We start from the raw sequence: 15,467 nt of genomic DNA, 5'->3' as shown, positions 1-15,467 counted from the left end.
CGTACGGGGGAGGCCAGGCGATCACCTTGCTGACACGATGGCGGCATGTCCCGATTCATCCGGCTCCTTTTCCGGTCGGTCACATACACCCGTTGGCTGCACCTGTGCATACCGGTGCTGGCCTACGCGGTGTGGCTGTTCACGTTCCCTTCCGGACCGATGGTCCTCGTTCCGTTCCTGTTCCCGTTGCTGCTCGGGCTCGTTCCCTCAGTCCGCACGGCCGAGGGGCTGCAGGCACGGCATATGCTCGTGCGCGAGGAGCGGGACGCTCCGCATCCCAGCATCACCGTCGGTCCGGCCGCGTCCTGGACGGACCGGTTGCGGACGGTGCTGTGGCTGGAGACACGGGCGGTACTCGCGGTGGCAACGGCCTTCGCCACGGTGCGGCTTCCCCTGCTCACGGTGGATCTGCTCCGGGTCGCCGGCGGATCTGCGCCGGGCGAGGACTTCCTCTCGCCCGTCACCGGACCGCGTTGGCTGTACGGGGCGCTGGCCCCGCTGCCGCTTCTGGCGCTGCCGGTGGTGATCATGGGGCTGGGCGGACTGGTCACGGCCGTCGCCCGCCGGCTGCTCGGGCCGTCCGCGGCCGAGCGGCTGGCCGCGCTCGAAGCCCGTACCGAACTGCTGCTTGAACACAATCGGATCGCCAGGGAGCTGCACGACTCGATCGGGCACGCGCTGACGATCGTCGTGGTGCAGGCCGGGGCCGCCCGGGCTGCCGGAGACGGCGAGTTCACCGCACGCGCAATCGCGGCGATCGAGGAGACGGGCCGTGCCGCCATGGACGATCTCGAGCGCGTACTGACGGTCCTCCGCGCATCAGGAGGGAGGAACGGTCCGCGGCCCACGCTTGCAGAAGCCGATCGTCTGTTGGAGTCGGCCCGCGCCTCGGGGGCACAGGTGGACGCCGCGATCTCGGGGGCCCTGGATACCGTGCCCGGGCCGGTGTCGCGCGAGGGTTACCGCATCCTCCAGGAGGCGCTGACGAACGTCCTGCGCCATTGCGGTCCGGTTCCTGTCCAGGTGAATGTGACAGTCATGGACCGGAGTCTGAAGATGGAGGTGACCAACCCGCTTTCTGCCACAGTCAGTAGGCCGAGAGGCGGCAGCGGTCTGCGGGGCATACGCGAGCGGGCGGCACTGCTCGGTGGAGAAGCGCGCTCAGGCCCGCACGAAGAGGGCTGGAGGGTCCACGTTCAGCTTCCGTTGGACGGAATACGCTGACGTGATGTCCGTGAGCGTTCTCCTGGTCGACGACGAGCCCCTGGTGCGTACGGGACTGCGCGCGGTCCTCGAAGCACAGCCCGACATCACCGTCATCGGTGAGGCGGCCGACGGAGCGGCCGTGCTGCCCATGGTGCGGAGCCTGCGTCCCGACGTCGTGGCCATGGATGTCCGGATGCCGCTCCTCGACGGCATCGAGGCGACACGCGTGGTGCTCCGAGGCGTACCAGAGCCGCCGAGGATCCTGATCATCACGACCTTCGAGAACGACCAGTACGTGTATGAAGCGCTACGGGCGGGAGCGGACGGCTTCCTCCTCAAACGCGCCCGGCCGGCGGAGATCGTGCACGCGGTGCGCCTGGTCGCCGAGGGAGAGTCTCTGTTGTTCCCGGCCGCGGTGCGCTCCCTCGCGGCCGAATACGGCAACAGCGCGGCACGCGCGGCGATGGAGAAGGCAGGGCTGACGGAGCGGGAGGGCACAGTGCTGCGGCTGATGACACGGGGCATGTCCAATGCGGAGATCGCCACGGAGCTGATGGTGGGGACGGAGACAGTGAAGACCCATGTCAGCGCCGTGCTGTCGAAGTTGGGCGCCCGGGACCGCACCCAGGCGGTGATCGCGGCGTACGAGTCCGGTTTCGTCGCCCCGGCCTGACCCCTGACACCGGTCCTCCGGGACCCCCTGAGGCATGGCTCAGAGTGCTCGCCGCGCCCGCCGCCATTGAGTACGATCCGCCAGACACGCGTACGAGCTGGGAGGACACACCGTGGGCCGGCTGACCGGAGGCGACCCGTCGCTGCTGCGGCGGATCAATTCCGCGGTGGTACTCGATGCGCTGCGGGGGTCGGACTCCCCCACGCTCACCGATCTGACCCGGATCACGGGTCTGTCCCGGCCGACCGTCGAGGGCGTCCTCGAAGGGCTCGTCGCCTCCGGACTCGTCATGGAGACCGGACCCGGCGAGGGCGAGGCCCGCAGGCAGGGCCGGCCGGCACGCCGATTCCGGTTCCGTGCCGAGGCCGGGCATCTTCTGGGTGTGGAGATCGGTCCTCATCGGGTCGCCGCGCTGCTCTCGGGCCTTGACGGCCGGATCATCGGGGCCGGCTCCCGGGATGTGGGCGAGACCGCCTGCGCGGACGACCGCCTCGAACGGGTCCGCACCGTCGTCGCCGATGTACTGAGGCGGACCGGGGTCGCCAGGAGCTCGCTGCGCGCGGTCGGGGTGGGCACGCCGGGCATCGTCGAGGCGGACGGCACGGTCCGGTTGGGCACGGCGCTGCCCGGCTGGACGGGGCTGGCCTTGGGCGAGCGGCTGAGGCGGTCGTTCCGGTGCCCGGTTCTGGTGGAGAACGACGCCAACGCGGCTGCCGTGGCCGAGCACTGGAAGGGGGCGGGAACGGATTCAGGCGACATCGTCTTCGTTCTCGCGGGGCTCAGCCCCGGCGCGGGTTCGTTGATCGGCGGGCGGCTGCACCGGGGCTACGGCGGCGCGGCCGGCGAGATCGGCGCTCTGCATCTGCTCGGCAGGGACGTCACGCCGGAGACGCTCCTGTCGACGACCGGAGAGCCGCTGCATCCCTTGGACGAGCAGGCGGTGGCCAAGGTGTTCGCGGAGGCCCGGGCGGGTGACGAGCGGGCACTGGCGGCCGTCGACCGGTTCATCCAGCGGCTGGTGCACGATGTGGCGGCGCTGGTGCTCGCGCTGGACCCGGAGCTGGTGGTGGTGGGCGGTTGGGCCGCGGGGCTGGACGGTGTGCTCGCTCCGCTTCGGGACGAACTGTCCCGCTACTGTCTGCGACCGCCTCGCGTGGAGCTCTCGCTGCTCGGCGAAGCGGCTGTGGCGACGGGAGCGCTGCGGCTGGCACTCGACCATGTGGAGGAGCAACTGTTCGCCGTCGAGAGTGCGGTCGCGGCCCGGCATTGAGCGTGCCGGGTCGCGGAGCCAGGCGGCGTTCAGGAGGCGCGGCGCCGGCCGTCGTGCCGGATCTCCAGGTCGCCCGAGTCGCCGAAGGTCAGCCGGCAGGTGTCGGCACGGTAGGTCGCGACCGACGCGATGGCGGTGCGGCCCTCCGAGAAGTACCGGGTGGTGACGACGAGGACGGGCGCGCCGGGGAGGCGGTCCAGTTCCCTGGCGTCGTCGGCGCGTGCCGAGCCGAGCTCGACGGCGCGGTCCTGGCCCTCGAGGGGCAGACGCTGCAGCTCGCGCAGAACCCCTCGGGCGCGGGTCGCACCCGAGGGGGCGTCGATCCCGGAGAGATCGGGCACGGAGGTGCCCGGGACATAGACGAGTTCGGTGGCCACGGGCTGACCGTGCGAGACGAGGAGCCTGCGCACGATGTGCACGGGCTCGTCGCCCTCCGTGTCGAGAACCCGCGCGACGGCGGCGGGCGGCACGGCCGGGCTGCAGCCGACGGCCTGCCAGGTATCCCCGGCAGCGCCGGGCCAGTCGTTCGGTGAGGTGGAGACGTCCACCCCCACACGGGGCGGGGCGACGGTGGTACCGACGCCGCGGCGGCGCTGCAGCCTGCCTTCCAGCTCCAACTGCTCGAGAGCCTGACGGAGGGTGGCCCGAGCAACGCCGAATCGGGCCGCGAGTTCACGTTCGTTGGGCAGGATCTCCCCGACCGCGAAGTCGGAGTCGAGTGCCTCGCCGATCACGGTCTTCAGGTGCCAGTATTTCGGTTCCGGCACCGGTTCCAACTGCGTGGTCCCCACCCTGTCCTCCGCAATCGCCGTGGCCCCGGCGGCTTTCCGCGCCTTTGTTTATTAAAGGTTCCTGCACTAACTCTGCGACCATAGGGCGGCCCACCCCCTTGGTCAAGACCAATCCTGGGCCGGTCACTCAGGGGAATCGAGCGTTACCGCAGAGTGTTCATGCGACGTTCCCGCCCAGGGAAGGAGCACGCGGCACTGCCACGGGCCGGCCACACGGCCGAGGTGACGGCACGGGAGGCCGCCACCGCCACACCACGGCCGGGTACCTCGCGTCGAGGAGCCGCAGGGCTACGCCGTGAGCGCGGTGAGCTTGTCGGGGTTGCGGACGATGTAGACGCACTGGATGCGTCCGTCCCTGACCTCGATCTGGACGACGGCGTCCGGCTTCCCCTCGGCCAGTACCAGCAGGCCCGGGGCACCGTTGAGTTCGAGGATCCGGAACTCGGCGCCGGGGACGGGCTGCTGGGCCACGGCGAACAGGAAGCGCCCCACCTTGTCGGCGGACTCCATGACGCGCAGCGGGGCCTTCGCTTTCCCGCCGCTGTCGCCGACGAGCCGGACATCGGGGGCGAGCAGGCCGAGCAGCGCCTCGAGATCACCGCCGGACGCCGCGGCGAGGAAACGCTCGGTCAGATCGCGGCGCTCGGCCGGGTCCACGTCGTACCGCGGCTTGCGCTCGTCGACATGGCGCCTGGCGCGCCCCGCGAGTTGCCGTACGGCCGCCTCGCTGCGGTCGAGGGTCGCGGCGATCTCGCCGTAGGGGAAGCCGAAGGCCTCCCTCAGGACGAAGACCGCGCGTTCCAGGGGCGACAGGGACTCCAGCACCACGAGCACGGCAAGCGAGACGGACTCCGTCAGTTCGGCGCGCTCGGCGGAGTCGGGGACGGTGGTCCCGAAATGGGTGGCGATGGGCTCGGGCAGCCAGGGCCCCACATAGGCCTCACGGCGCGACTGGGCCTGCCGCAGCCGGTCGACGGCGAGCCGGGTGGTGACCCGCACGAGGTACCCGCGGGGCTCGCGGACGTCGGAACGATCCGCCGCGGACCACCGCAGCCATGCCTCCTGGACGACGTCCTCAGCGTCGGCGAAGCGGCCCAGCATGCGGTAGGCCACTCCCGTCAGCATGGAGCGGTGCGTCTCGAAGACATCGGTCGCCGTATCGCCTGCCACATGCTCATCCCAGCCCACCGCACCGGTGATGTCCAGGCGATCTCCGTGCGTCGCCGGCCACATCCGCGGCCGCCGCGAGCGGTTGCGGGCAGCCGTCCGGCGCCGGACGGCGGAACGGAGAGGCGCCGCCCGTGGCACCAACGCCAGGTCCGGTCCTCACGTTGAGACGCATCCCTGCGCGCTACCCTCTTGTCCCGGGTGCTACTGGACGGTAATTGTTGCTGACAACGCGTATATGAAGTCACCGTCAGGAGCGGCAGCATGGTCTCGAAGGTCTCTTTCACGGTCGACGCCCCCGGCGGGCCCCACACGCTGTCGGTGTCGTACGAACGTCTCGGCGCGGGTGAACCGCTGCTGCTCCTGCACGGCATCGGTCACCACTGGCAGGCATGGGAGCCGGTCCTGCCGCTGCTCGCAGCGGAACGCGACGTGATCGCGGTCGACCTCCCCGGCTTCGGCACGTCCCCCGCCCTGCCGCACGGCATGTCGTACCAGCTCTCCACGGTCGTCCCCGTGCTCGGCGCCCTCTGCGAGTCGCTCGGCATCGAGCGGCCCCACGTCGCGGGCAATTCGCTCGGCGGGCTCCTCGCGCTGGAACTCGGCCGGGAGAAGCTCGTACGGTCGGTCACCGCCCTCTCGCCCGCCGGATTCTGGACGGAGGGCGAGCGCCGCTACGCCTTCGGCACGCTGCTCGCCATGCGCCGAGGCGCCCGGCTGGTGCCCGAGCCGGTACTGGGCCGGCTGTCCCGCACCGTCGCCGGACGGGCTGCGCTCACCAGCACCATCTACGCCCGCCCCGGACGCCGTTCACCGCAGGCGGTCGTGGCCGAGACCCTGGCCCTGCGCGACGCCGCCGGATTCCGTGAGACGCTCGACGCCGGACGCCGGGTACGGTTCACCTCCGACGTGCCCGATGTCCCGGTCACGGTCGCCTGGGGTGCCCGGGACCGGCTGCTGCTGCACCGCCAGGGCATCAGGGCCAAGCAGGCCATCCCCGGTGCACGGCTCGTCCGCCTGCCCGGCTGCGGTCATGTACCGATGAACGACGATCCCGCCCTCGTCGCACGCGTCATCCTCGACGGCAGCCGCTGACCTGCCGAGGACGGGCGAGGCCCGGCGCCCTGCGGGGATTTCCGGACACTCGGACAGTGCAGGGCGTCACGGCCGCCTGAGGCTGCTGGATGGTCAGTTGCCCAGCAATCCGGATCCATCAGACCAAAGGCAGGCCATCTCCACGAAACCCGGGGCTTGGCGGTGTGGGATCCGCACGACGATCGCCAACGCGCTCGGGAGCGGGTGCGCGACAGCGCCGCGGCAAGACAGTCCGGCGCGAGTGCGGGCGCTGATGCTCAGCCCATCCCGTTCAGCGCGGCGTACCCCAGTTGTTCAAGGAGCAGTGCGCTCTCACGGGGTGCGTCGGTGGCCGCTGCGATCACCTGTTTGGCCACCGAAGCCGCCGCCGGCGGGTGCACGGCCATCTCCGCGGCGATCTCCAGCGCCCGGTCCAGGCACGCGACGCCTGGCTGGGTGACCTCGCTCAGCAGGCCCCAGGCGTATGCCTCAGCGGCGTCCATCCGTCGGCATCGCAGCACCAGATCGCGTGTCCGCGCCGGTCCCACGGCCCGGACCAGCCGTGTCACGCCGCCGGAGCTGGGCAGGATGCCGATCCCCACTTCCGGCAGCCCGAACACGGCCGTCGAGTCAGCGACGCGGATGTCGGCGGCCAGGGCGAGTTCCAGCCCGCCTCCGAGGCAGAAGCCGGAGATCGCGGCGACCGTCGGCTGGCGAAGGGCGGCGAACTTCTCGTACACGGAGCCGGTCGAGCGGTAGTACGCGGCGATGGTCTCCGGGGTCATCGCCTGGAGTTCGGTGGTGTCGGCGCCACTGGAGAAGACGCTTGGCCCTCCGGTCACCACCACGGCGCGGCTGTTGGCCACCTGCTCGCCGCCCAAGGCATCGAGCAGGGCCGCTTCCATGTGCGTGGAGAGGGCGTTCAGCTTCGCCTCGCGGCGAAGCGTCAGCACGGCGATCTCACCGTGCAGCAGGGTTTCGACGGTGCCCTGATGGGACGCGTCGCGGGTTCCGTCCCTGCCCGGTACGCCGTCGGGGCGGGTGTCGGGATGCATCGTTACTCCCCGGGTCGTGGTCGAGAGCGAGCGGATCAGCGTTCGTGGACGAGCGTGCGTTCGCGGACGAGCGTGCGTTCGGGCATGCCGGACGGTCAGGGCGCCTCGTTCGCGTCCTCACATGAGCGTGGAGGCTCCACGCGCATGGGGGCCGGGTGCCCGGCACCCCAGGCGTCTGCACCGCCGTCGACGACGACGGTGGTACCCGTGACGTACGAGGCCGCGGAAGAGGCGAGGAAGGCGATGACGCCGGAGATGTCCTCCGGGCGGCCGAACCGTCCCAGCGGCACCGATCGTTCCCAGCTCCGCAGGTCGGCCTCGGGGTAGTTCTCGGCGAGACCTTCGGTGGCGATGGTGCCGGGCGCTACGCAAACGGAGCGGATCCCGTAGCGACTCCACTCCTGGCTGAGGCCGGCGGCGAGATTCTCCACCGCCGCCCGCGCCGCCGCGGCGTGGGCGAAGCCGGGAATGCCCCGGCGCGGCGAGAAGGCGATGAAGAAGACCACCCCGGAACGCTGGGGGATCATCGCCCGTCGGGCCACTTCCCGGGTGACCGCCCAGGCGGCGTCCACGGAGAGCCGGTGCACGGCCCTCCAGCCCTTGGGGCTGATCTCCTCCGCGGGGGCGGAGAACTGTCCCCCCGCGTTGTTGACCAGCACGTCGATGCGCCCGTACGTCTCCAAGGCCCGGCTGACCACTTCGGTGACCTGCTCCTCCTGCCGGATGTCCGCAGGTACCGCCAGGCAGGAACCGCCGAGTTCGGCCACGGCCTGCCGGGTCTCCTCCAGGGGACCGGCGCGGCGGCCGCAGATGACGACACCCGCTCCGGCAGCCGCGAGGTCCAGCGCGGTGGCCCGGCCGATACCGGTGCCGCCACCGGTCACCAGAGCCACTGCGCCGGTGTGGACGCCGGGGCGGAGTACGCGCCTGGACGCGGGTTCCGGGCAGGGCGATGCCGGATGTGAGGTGCTCCGCACGGACCCTCCTGATCGAGCCCACGATGTTGACTAATTAATCAGTTAGTCGCAAGGGGAGGGTCGGTGTCAAGTACTTCGCGTCGCCGCGACTCGCCGCCTCGGGCCCGCGCCGACCCGGGGCGGCGGAATCGTCGAGCCGACGGAAGGGCGAAGGACGCCACGAGCCTTGACAACCGGCGACACGGACCGGTTTCCTGACTGATTAGTTAGTCAATCTCTCGAGTATCTGGCCCGCGGTCCGTGCGGAAGGCTCCGGAGGGCCGAGAGTAGGGGTGAACACCGTGCGAACGACCCTGCCCGGAACCGACTACCATGACCCGGCGGTATTCGAACTCGACCGGGAGGCCATATTCTTCAGGTCCTGGATCTGCGTGGGTCGCACTGAGGACCTCCTCGAAGCGGGACAGTGGATCACGGTCGACGTCGTGGGTGAGAGCGTTCTCATAGCGCGCGGCGAAGACGACGTGCTCCGGGCCTTCTACAACGTGTGCCGCCACAGAGGATCCCGGTTGTGCGACGGAGCTTCCGGCCGTGTGAGGTCTGCCTTCAGTTGTCCCTACCACGCTTGGAGCTACACGCTCGACGGAAGACTGCGGGGCACTCCGAACGTCGACCGCACCGAAGTCGTACGCGAGGACCACAGCCTCTGGCCGGTGCACGTCGACACCTGGAACGGGTTCGTCTTCGTCAATCTCGACAGAGGCACACCGGCGTCCCTCCGCTCGGAACTGGCGAAGAGCGACGGAGTCCTCGATCTCGAGCGGTTCGACATAGCCGCCCTCCGGCGAGGATTCCGTACAACACACGAAGTCCAGGCCAACTGGAAGATCCTGGTCTCCAATTACAACGAGTGTCTCCACTGCCCCACCGTGCACCCGGAACTGGTGGACCTGGTACCGGCCTTTCGTTCGGGATCCGTCTTCGAGGAAGGAAGAGGCGATGGCGGCGTCTCCCTGGCCGACGGGAGGAACAGTGTCGCTGACGAGCCGGACACGAAGCTCCTTCCGATCCCGGGTATGACCGGAGAAGCGGCTACTTCGTACTACGGCGCCCTCGTGTTCCCGGCCATGTTCCTGGACGTCAGTGGATGCGAAGCCATCGCCAGCATGATCCAGCCGACCGGCCCCACGAGCAGCAGGATCGTCACGGATTATCTGTTCCACCCAGACAGTGTGAGCAGCGAGGACTTCGACCCCGGTCCCGTCGTCAGATTCAACGAGCTGGTGGCGCAGCAGGACAACGCGGTGTGCGAGCGTGCCCAGAAAGGCGTCATGTCGAGGGCTTTCGTGCATGGCGTCTACCCTGAGAAGGACGCGGAGGTGTACGAGTTCGACCTTCGCTACAGGCAACTTCGCGACGCCGTCGACGCTGCGCCGCGTTGTTGAAGTTCCAACTGGTGTGCGGGGCGCCTCCGCCGGCCCTCCGGAGCGCGGAAAGTTCCACTACCGATGACGGTGGCCGATCCCGAGGACCCGCGGCGCGCCGGTGAGCCCGTGCACGGCACGTTCCGCACCTCTCCCGCTGGGCGCCGGGCGGGATGCGCTTCCTCTGGTGTGGGCGAAGTGGCGGGTGGTCGGACGACATCGCCGGGCGGGGCCGGGACATCAACCCGGACGTCGGCGGGTGCCGCGGACGCCGTGCCGACCGGGCTCCCGCCGTTCCTTCCCAGCCCTCCGCCCGGCGCCCGGCCACGGTCTCGGTGCCCGTCACGCCGAGGACCGGCTCCCGGCCGTCGACGTCCTTCCCGTGCTCGCGGCCCGTGGCCAACTCGGCGCAGGTCGGCTGGGACATGACGTTGCGGAGCCCGTCGCGCTTGGTACGGTCGAGCCGAACCGGCTGGCGGACTCGGCCCGATCGGCCTCCGCGACCGGTGCGTACGCGACGACGTGGTCGGCGCTGGGGGCGGCCTCGCCCGGCCTGCTGGACGGCGGTGATCCGCCGCGGGGCTCGGGGCGTGCTTTCCGTGGCCGTCGACTGCGCGGAGCGGTGCGGGGGCCGCCGTGGCGGCGGCCCGTTCCGAGGTGCCCGCCGGCCTCCACGAGCCGGCCGCGCGGGGCCTCCGGCTGGTCGCCCAGGCGGGCCCGCTGTTGGCCGCCTTGCGTCATCGCCGTGATCCTTCAACGACAGATTCGGGAGAAAGCGGGCCATAGCATGCAAGAACCGGCCTTAACCCATCAGTCACAAAGCGTTCGTGATCAGGCAACACCACTCGGTCACAGTGATGGCATGACTGACGTGCATTCCGCGAAGAGCGCTCGCCGCCACCACTGGCGGCGGGATCTGGTCGAACTGGCCGCCCTGTTCACCGCCGTCGCCGTGGCCGACGCCATAGCGAACATGATCGCCCATGGACCCGACGGACCCTACCTGCTCGTCGTCTCGGCCGTCGCGCTCACCGCCACGGCGGCGTTCCACACCTGGTGGGCACGCCGCCACAGCCATGCGCCCCCGACCGCCGATACCGGCGGTCCCGGAGCCGGCGGCTCCGGGACCGCCGGCTCGTTCGGCGCCACCGACCCGGTCGGCGCACGGGAACCGGCTCCCCGCGAGACCGGGCTGTGGCGGATGCGGACGACCGTCCGGGACGAGCCGGGCAGTCTCGCCGCCCTGTGCACGGCCCTGGCGCGCCACGGGGTGGACATCCTGACGCTGCAGACGCACCCCCTGGCGGACGGCACGGTCGACGAGTTCCTCCTGCGGGCGCCCGCCGCCCTCCAGGCCCGGGAGATCACCCACGCGGTATCGGCCGCGGGCGGCGGCAGTACCTGGATCGAGCGCGCCGACGCCCACGACCTGGTCGACACCCCCACCCGACTGCTGGGGCTGGCCACCCGCACCGCCCTCGACGCGGCCGAGCTTCCGCTCGCACTCCGGCAGTTGCTCGGCCGGTGCACCATCCACTCACTTCCCGCCGAGTCCCTCGGAGGCCGGCCGATCGGTGAACCGGTACCCGAGGAGGGCGTCCTGGACGAGACGGTGATACGGCTGCGCGACCCGAACGGCGGCACGATCACGGTCGAACGTGCCTATCTGCCGTTCACCCCGACCGAGTTCGCCCGGGCCCGCGCCCTCGTCGAGCTCGACGCCCGCCTCGGCCCGCGCATCCCGCGCAGTCAGGACGTGCTGACGCTCCCGGAGGGCAACGAGATCACCGTCCGCCGCGCGGACCAGGGCGACGTCGCCGCCTCCCGCGCGATGCACGACCGGTGCTCCGCACGGACCCTGGGGCTGCGCTACCACGGGCCCGTCGGCGACGCGGACCGCTATCTGAACCATCTCCTCAGCCCGAGGTTCGGCCGCACCCTCGCCGTGGAGACGGCGTCCGGCCGCATCGTCGCCCTCGGGCATCTGCTCTGGGACGGTGACGAGACGGAGGTCGCGCTCCTCGTCGAGGACGACTGGCAGCGCCGCGGCATCGGTGCCGAACTGCTGCGCCGGCTGGTGGCGATGGCCGTCGAGGCGGGGTGCGCGAGCGTGTACGCCGTGACGCAGTCGTCCAACACCGGCATGGTCGCGGCCATGCGCGGGCTCGGCCTCCCGCTCGACTACCAGATAGAGGAGGGCACCCTCGTGATCACCGCACGGCTGGATGCGACTCCGGTGCGCTCGGGGCTTCCGCACGAGGCACCGCGTGCGCTGCCCCAGGGGCGGGAGCGTGCTCCCCAGCGGTCCGAACAGGGGCGCGCCGAGCGCTGAGCGCCTGGCACAGGTCGGCCCAGAGGTCCTCGACGTCCTCGAGTCCCACCGACATCCGCAGCAGCCGGTCGCCGACACCCGCGGCACGCCGGTCTCCCTCGGCCACGATCCGGTGGCTGATGGAGGCCGGGTGCTGGATCAGCGTGTCGACGCTGCCGAGACTGACGGCGGGCGTGATGAGCCGGACGCCGGCGATCACGTCGCGCGGGTTCCCGTACACCTCGAAGGAGACCATGGCGCCACCGACCGACGGGTAGTGGACCCGGGCGACACGGGGGTCCGCGGCGAGCCGGCGGGCGAGGTCGGCGGCGGTGACCGACGCGGCCCGGACCCGCACCGGAAGCGTGGACAGCCCGCGGAGCAGCAGATAGCCGGCCATCGGGTGCAGTACTCCGCCGGTCGCGAAGCGCACCTGACGCAGTGCGGCGGCGAACTCCTCGTCGCAGGCGACGACGCCTCCCATCACGTCGCCGTGGCCGCCGAGGTACTTGGTCGCGCTGTGCAGCACGATCCTGGCGCCCTGTTCCACGGGCCGCTGCAGCACCGGCGTGGCGAAGGTGTTGTCCACGAGCAGCGGGACCGAGCCGCAGGAGTGCGCGAGCGCCGCGATGTCGGCCTCGGCCAACGTCGGGTTGGCGGGGGTCTCGACCATCACGAGCCCCGTGTCGGGACGGATCGCGGCGGCGACGCCCGCCGGGTCGGTCCAGGTCACCTCGGTACCGAGCAGTCCGCTCTCCAGCAGATGGTCGCTGCAGCCGTACAGCGGCCGGACCGCCACCACATGGCGCAGCCCCATCGAAGCCCTGACCAGCAGCACCGCGGTGAGGGCGGCCATACCGCTGGCGAAGGCCACCGCGCTGTCCGTGCCCTCGAGACGGGCCAGCGCGGTCTCGAAGCGGGCTGTCGTCGGGTTGTCGAGCCGGGCGTACACGGGCGGCCCGTCCAGTCGCCCGCCGGTGGCGGCGAAGGCGTCGATACGCGCCGCCTCCGCCTCGATGTCGTGCGAGGGGTAGGTGGTGGAAAGGTCGATCGGTGCGGCGTGCAGGCCCTGCTCCACGAGATCCTCGCGTCCGGCGTGCACGGCTTCGGTGGCGAGCGCCCGGGTGGGTGCGGGGGCGTTCGAGGCGGCGGTTTCCATGGCGCGCACTGTGAACAATTACCGGGCGGTAGCACCATCGCTCCGTGTTACGTTCGGGCCATGGCCGATTCTGTCGCTCTGGACCCGGTCGATTTGCACATACTGCGCATCCTGCAGAACGACGCCCGGACCACCTACCGGGAGGTGGCCGCGGAGGTGGGCGTCGCTCCTTCGACATGCCTGGACCGGGTGGGCCGGCTGCGCCGCAGCGGGATCATCCTCGGGCACCAGCTACGGCTCGATCCAGCCAAACTCGGCAGAGGACTCGAGGCACTCCTCATGGTCCAGGTGCGCCCGCACCGCAGGGAACTGATCGGTCCGTTCGTCGAGCGGATCCGGGCCCTGCCCGAGTCACGTGCGCTCTTCCATCTGACCGGGCCCGACGACTATCTGGTCCACGTCGCCGTGACCGACACGGCGGACCTGCAGCGGCTGGTGCTCGACGAGTTCACGTCGCGGCGTGAAGTCGCCCGTGTGGAAACCCGTCTGATCTTCCAGCAATGGGAGTGCGGCCCCCTCCTCCCACCCGCTCAGGAGCCCCCCGGGCATGCTCATTTGTCAGCCGACTGAGTTCCCGTGAGATCGATCGGTGATGACGCCGGGCCCTCGCCCGTATCAGGATGAGCGCATGCCAGAGACACCGAGCAGCGCGCTGCCCCGCCAGGTCGCCGACGCCTACGTCGACGCACTCATCGCCCTCGACCCGATCACCGGTACCTACCTGGGAGTCCCGGAGAGTGCGGGCCGCCTCCCCGACTTCTCCCCGGCCGGCCAGGAGGCCGTGGCCGAACTCGCCCGCGCGACGCTCGTCCGGCTCGACGAGGCGGAGAAGCTTCCCGGCGCCGGCTCGGACGCGGAGCGGCGCTGCGGCCGTCTGCTGCGTGAAAGGCTCACCGCCGAACTCGCCGTGCACGACGCCGAGGAGGGTCTGCGCACCGTCAGCAATCTGCGCTCCCCCGCGCACAGCGTGCGCAACGTCTTCACCGTGATGCCGACGGCGTCCAAGGAGGACTGGACGGCGGTCGCGGAGCGTCTGCGGGCCGTCCCGGACGCCCTCGAGGGCTATCGCGCCTCGCTGGCCCTCGGCCTGGAGCGCAAACTTCCAGGCGGTCCGCGCCCCACGGCCGCCTTCATCACACAGCTCGAAACGTGGACGGGCGGGCCGGACGGGCGCGGCTGGTTCGAGGACTTCGTCGCGGCCGGCCCGGACGAACTGCGGGCCGAGCTCGACAGCGCCGCCCTCCTCGCCACTTCGGCCTTCCGGTCGCTCCGCGACTGGATGCGCGAGGTGTACGCGCCCGCGATCGAGGGATCGGCCGACACCGTGGGCCGGGAGCGCTACGCCCGCTGGGTCCGCTTCTTCAACGGCACGGAACTCGACCTCGACGAGGCCTACGCGTACGGCTGGGCGGAGTACCACCGGCTGCTCGGCGAGATGAAGACCGAGGCGGACAAGATCCTTCCGGGTGCGGGCCCCTGGGAGGCGCTGGCCCACCTCGACGTGCACGGCACCCACATCGAGGGCGTCGAGGAAGTCCGCGAATGGCTGCAGAAGCTCATGGACGAGGCGATCGACGCGCTGGACGGCACGCACTTCGAACTCGCCGACCGGGTACGGGTGGTGGAGTCCCGGATCGCGCCTCCCGGCAGCGCGGCGGCTCCCTACTACACCGGCCCGTCCGAGGACTTCTCACGCCCCGGCAGGACCTGGCTGCCGACCACGGGCGAGACCCGCTTCCCCGTGTACGACCTGGTATCGACCTGGTACCACGAGGGCGTACCGGGTCACCACCTGCAGATCGCGCAGTGGGTCCACGTCGCCGACCGGCTGTCGCGCTACCAGGCGACCGTCGGCGGGGTGAGCGCCAACGCGGAGGGCTGGGCGCTGTACGCCGAGCGTCTGATGGACGAACTCGGCTTCCTGCCCGACCCCGAGCGCAGGCTCGGCTACCTCGACGCCCAGATGATGCGGGCATGCCGGGTCATCGTCGACATCGGCATGCACCTGGAGCTGGACATCCCCGGGGAATCGCCGTTCCACCCCGGCGAGCGCTGGACGCCGGAGCTGGCCGAGGAGTTCTTCGGCCGGCACAGCGGACGGCCCGCCGACTTCGTCGAGAGCGAGCTGACGCGCTATCTCTCCATGCCCGCACAGGCCATCGGATACAAGCTGGGCGAGCGGGCCTGGCTGCTGGGCAGGGAACGGGCCCGGGCCGCGCGCGGGGACGCCTTCGACGCGAAGGCATGGCACATGGCGGCGCTGTCGCAGGGCCCGCTGGGGCTGGACGATCTGGTGGACGAACTGTCGAAGCTCTGAGGCAGGAGCCCTCCGCTCCCCCGCCGTACGGGCCGCCGGGCGGTCCGCCCGTGCGGCGGGGGTGCGGACCGGGTGGTGCGGCGGTGTCCGGGGACCCGCCGCA

12 protein-coding genes and 1 pseudogene are annotated in these 15,467 nt (G+C 71.0%); 8 read left to right on the top strand and 5 right to left on the bottom strand.

What is annotated here, in order from left to right; translation table 11 throughout:
* The first annotated feature begins 45 nt into the window (after window positions 1–45).
* From FEF34_RS33605 to FEF34_RS33595, 3 genes are all read left to right on the top strand, one after another.
* Window positions 46–1,224: a sensor histidine kinase gene (locus tag FEF34_RS33605; RefSeq protein ID WP_138056524.1), complete on the top strand. Its 1,179-nt coding sequence runs from the start codon at window positions 46–48 to the stop codon at window positions 1,222–1,224.
* A gap of 4 nt (window positions 1,225–1,228) precedes the next feature.
* Entirely contained in the window at window positions 1,229–1,879 is a 651-nt protein-coding gene (locus tag FEF34_RS33600; protein ID WP_138056523.1) for a response regulator transcription factor, read from the top strand.
* A 112-nt stretch (window positions 1,880–1,991) separates the two neighbouring features.
* The gene (locus tag FEF34_RS33595; RefSeq protein WP_138056522.1) at window positions 1,992–3,149 is read left to right on the top strand and encodes an ROK family transcriptional regulator; all 1,158 of its coding nucleotides are present in this window, start codon (window positions 1,992–1,994) and stop codon (window positions 3,147–3,149) included.
* Between the two features lie 29 nt (window positions 3,150–3,178).
* On the opposite strand, the gene FEF34_RS33590 is transcribed toward FEF34_RS33595, so the two are convergent.
* Window positions 3,179–3,940 carry a GntR family transcriptional regulator gene (locus FEF34_RS33590; protein WP_138056521.1) on the bottom strand — a complete coding sequence of 254 codons (762 nt, stop codon included), beginning with the start codon at window positions 3,938–3,940 and terminating at the stop codon, window positions 3,179–3,181.
* 288 nt (window positions 3,941–4,228) lie between these two features.
* Window positions 4,229–5,110, bottom strand: coding sequence for an RNA polymerase sigma-70 factor (locus tag FEF34_RS33585; RefSeq protein ID WP_138056520.1), 882 nt, complete (start codon window positions 5,108–5,110; stop codon window positions 4,229–4,231).
* A gap of 261 nt (window positions 5,111–5,371) precedes the next feature.
* Between FEF34_RS33585 and FEF34_RS33580 the strand changes: the two genes are divergently transcribed.
* Window positions 5,372–6,202: an alpha/beta fold hydrolase gene (locus FEF34_RS33580; RefSeq protein WP_138056519.1), complete on the top strand. Its 831-nt coding sequence runs from the start codon at window positions 5,372–5,374 to the stop codon at window positions 6,200–6,202.
* A gap of 257 nt (window positions 6,203–6,459) precedes the next feature.
* On the opposite strand, the gene FEF34_RS33575 is transcribed toward FEF34_RS33580, so the two are convergent.
* Both FEF34_RS33575 and FEF34_RS33570 read right to left on the bottom strand, forming a co-directional pair.
* On the bottom strand, window positions 6,460–7,236 hold the full coding sequence (locus tag FEF34_RS33575) for an enoyl-CoA hydratase/isomerase family protein (RefSeq protein WP_138056518.1): 777 nt from the start codon (window positions 7,234–7,236) through the stop codon (window positions 6,460–6,462).
* Window positions 7,237–7,331: 95 nt separating this feature from the next.
* Window positions 7,332–8,129: an SDR family NAD(P)-dependent oxidoreductase gene (locus tag FEF34_RS33570; protein WP_234042646.1), complete on the bottom strand. Its 798-nt coding sequence runs from the start codon at window positions 8,127–8,129 to the stop codon at window positions 7,332–7,334.
* Between the two features lie 365 nt (window positions 8,130–8,494).
* On the opposite strand from FEF34_RS33570, the gene FEF34_RS33565 reads away from it, so the two are divergent.
* Together FEF34_RS33565 and FEF34_RS33550 are read left to right on the top strand one after the other, a co-directional pair.
* Complete coding sequence (locus FEF34_RS33565) at window positions 8,495–9,598, top strand: aromatic ring-hydroxylating oxygenase subunit alpha (protein WP_138056516.1); 1,104 nt, start codon at window positions 8,495–8,497, stop codon at window positions 9,596–9,598.
* 766 nt (window positions 9,599–10,364) lie between these two features.
* Window positions 10,365–11,687, top strand: a pseudogene (locus tag FEF34_RS33550) (GNAT family N-acetyltransferase); the annotation flags it as partial.
* Window positions 11,688–11,787: 100 nt separating this feature from the next.
* Here the strand turns inward: FEF34_RS33550 and FEF34_RS33545 are convergent.
* Window positions 11,788–13,047, bottom strand: a complete 1,260-nt coding sequence (locus tag FEF34_RS33545) for a trans-sulfuration enzyme family protein (protein ID WP_138056515.1) — start codon at window positions 13,045–13,047, stop codon at window positions 11,788–11,790.
* A 60-nt stretch (window positions 13,048–13,107) separates the two neighbouring features.
* Between FEF34_RS33545 and FEF34_RS33540 the strand changes: the two genes are divergently transcribed.
* Window positions 13,108–13,617, top strand: a complete 510-nt coding sequence (locus FEF34_RS33540; RefSeq protein WP_138056514.1) for an Lrp/AsnC family transcriptional regulator — start codon at window positions 13,108–13,110, stop codon at window positions 13,615–13,617.
* 58 nt (window positions 13,618–13,675) lie between these two features.
* A complete protein-coding gene (locus FEF34_RS33535; RefSeq protein WP_138056513.1) occupies window positions 13,676–15,364 on the top strand; it encodes a DUF885 domain-containing protein in 1,689 nt (562 codons plus the stop codon).
* The last annotated feature ends 103 nt before the right edge of the window (window positions 15,365–15,467 follow it).

The organism is Streptomyces marianii (assembly GCF_005795905.1).
In the GTDB taxonomy this organism is placed as follows: Bacteria; Actinomycetota; Actinomycetes; order Streptomycetales; family Streptomycetaceae; genus Streptomyces; species Streptomyces marianii.
This window is presented reverse-complemented; position numbering and strand designations above follow the sequence as displayed.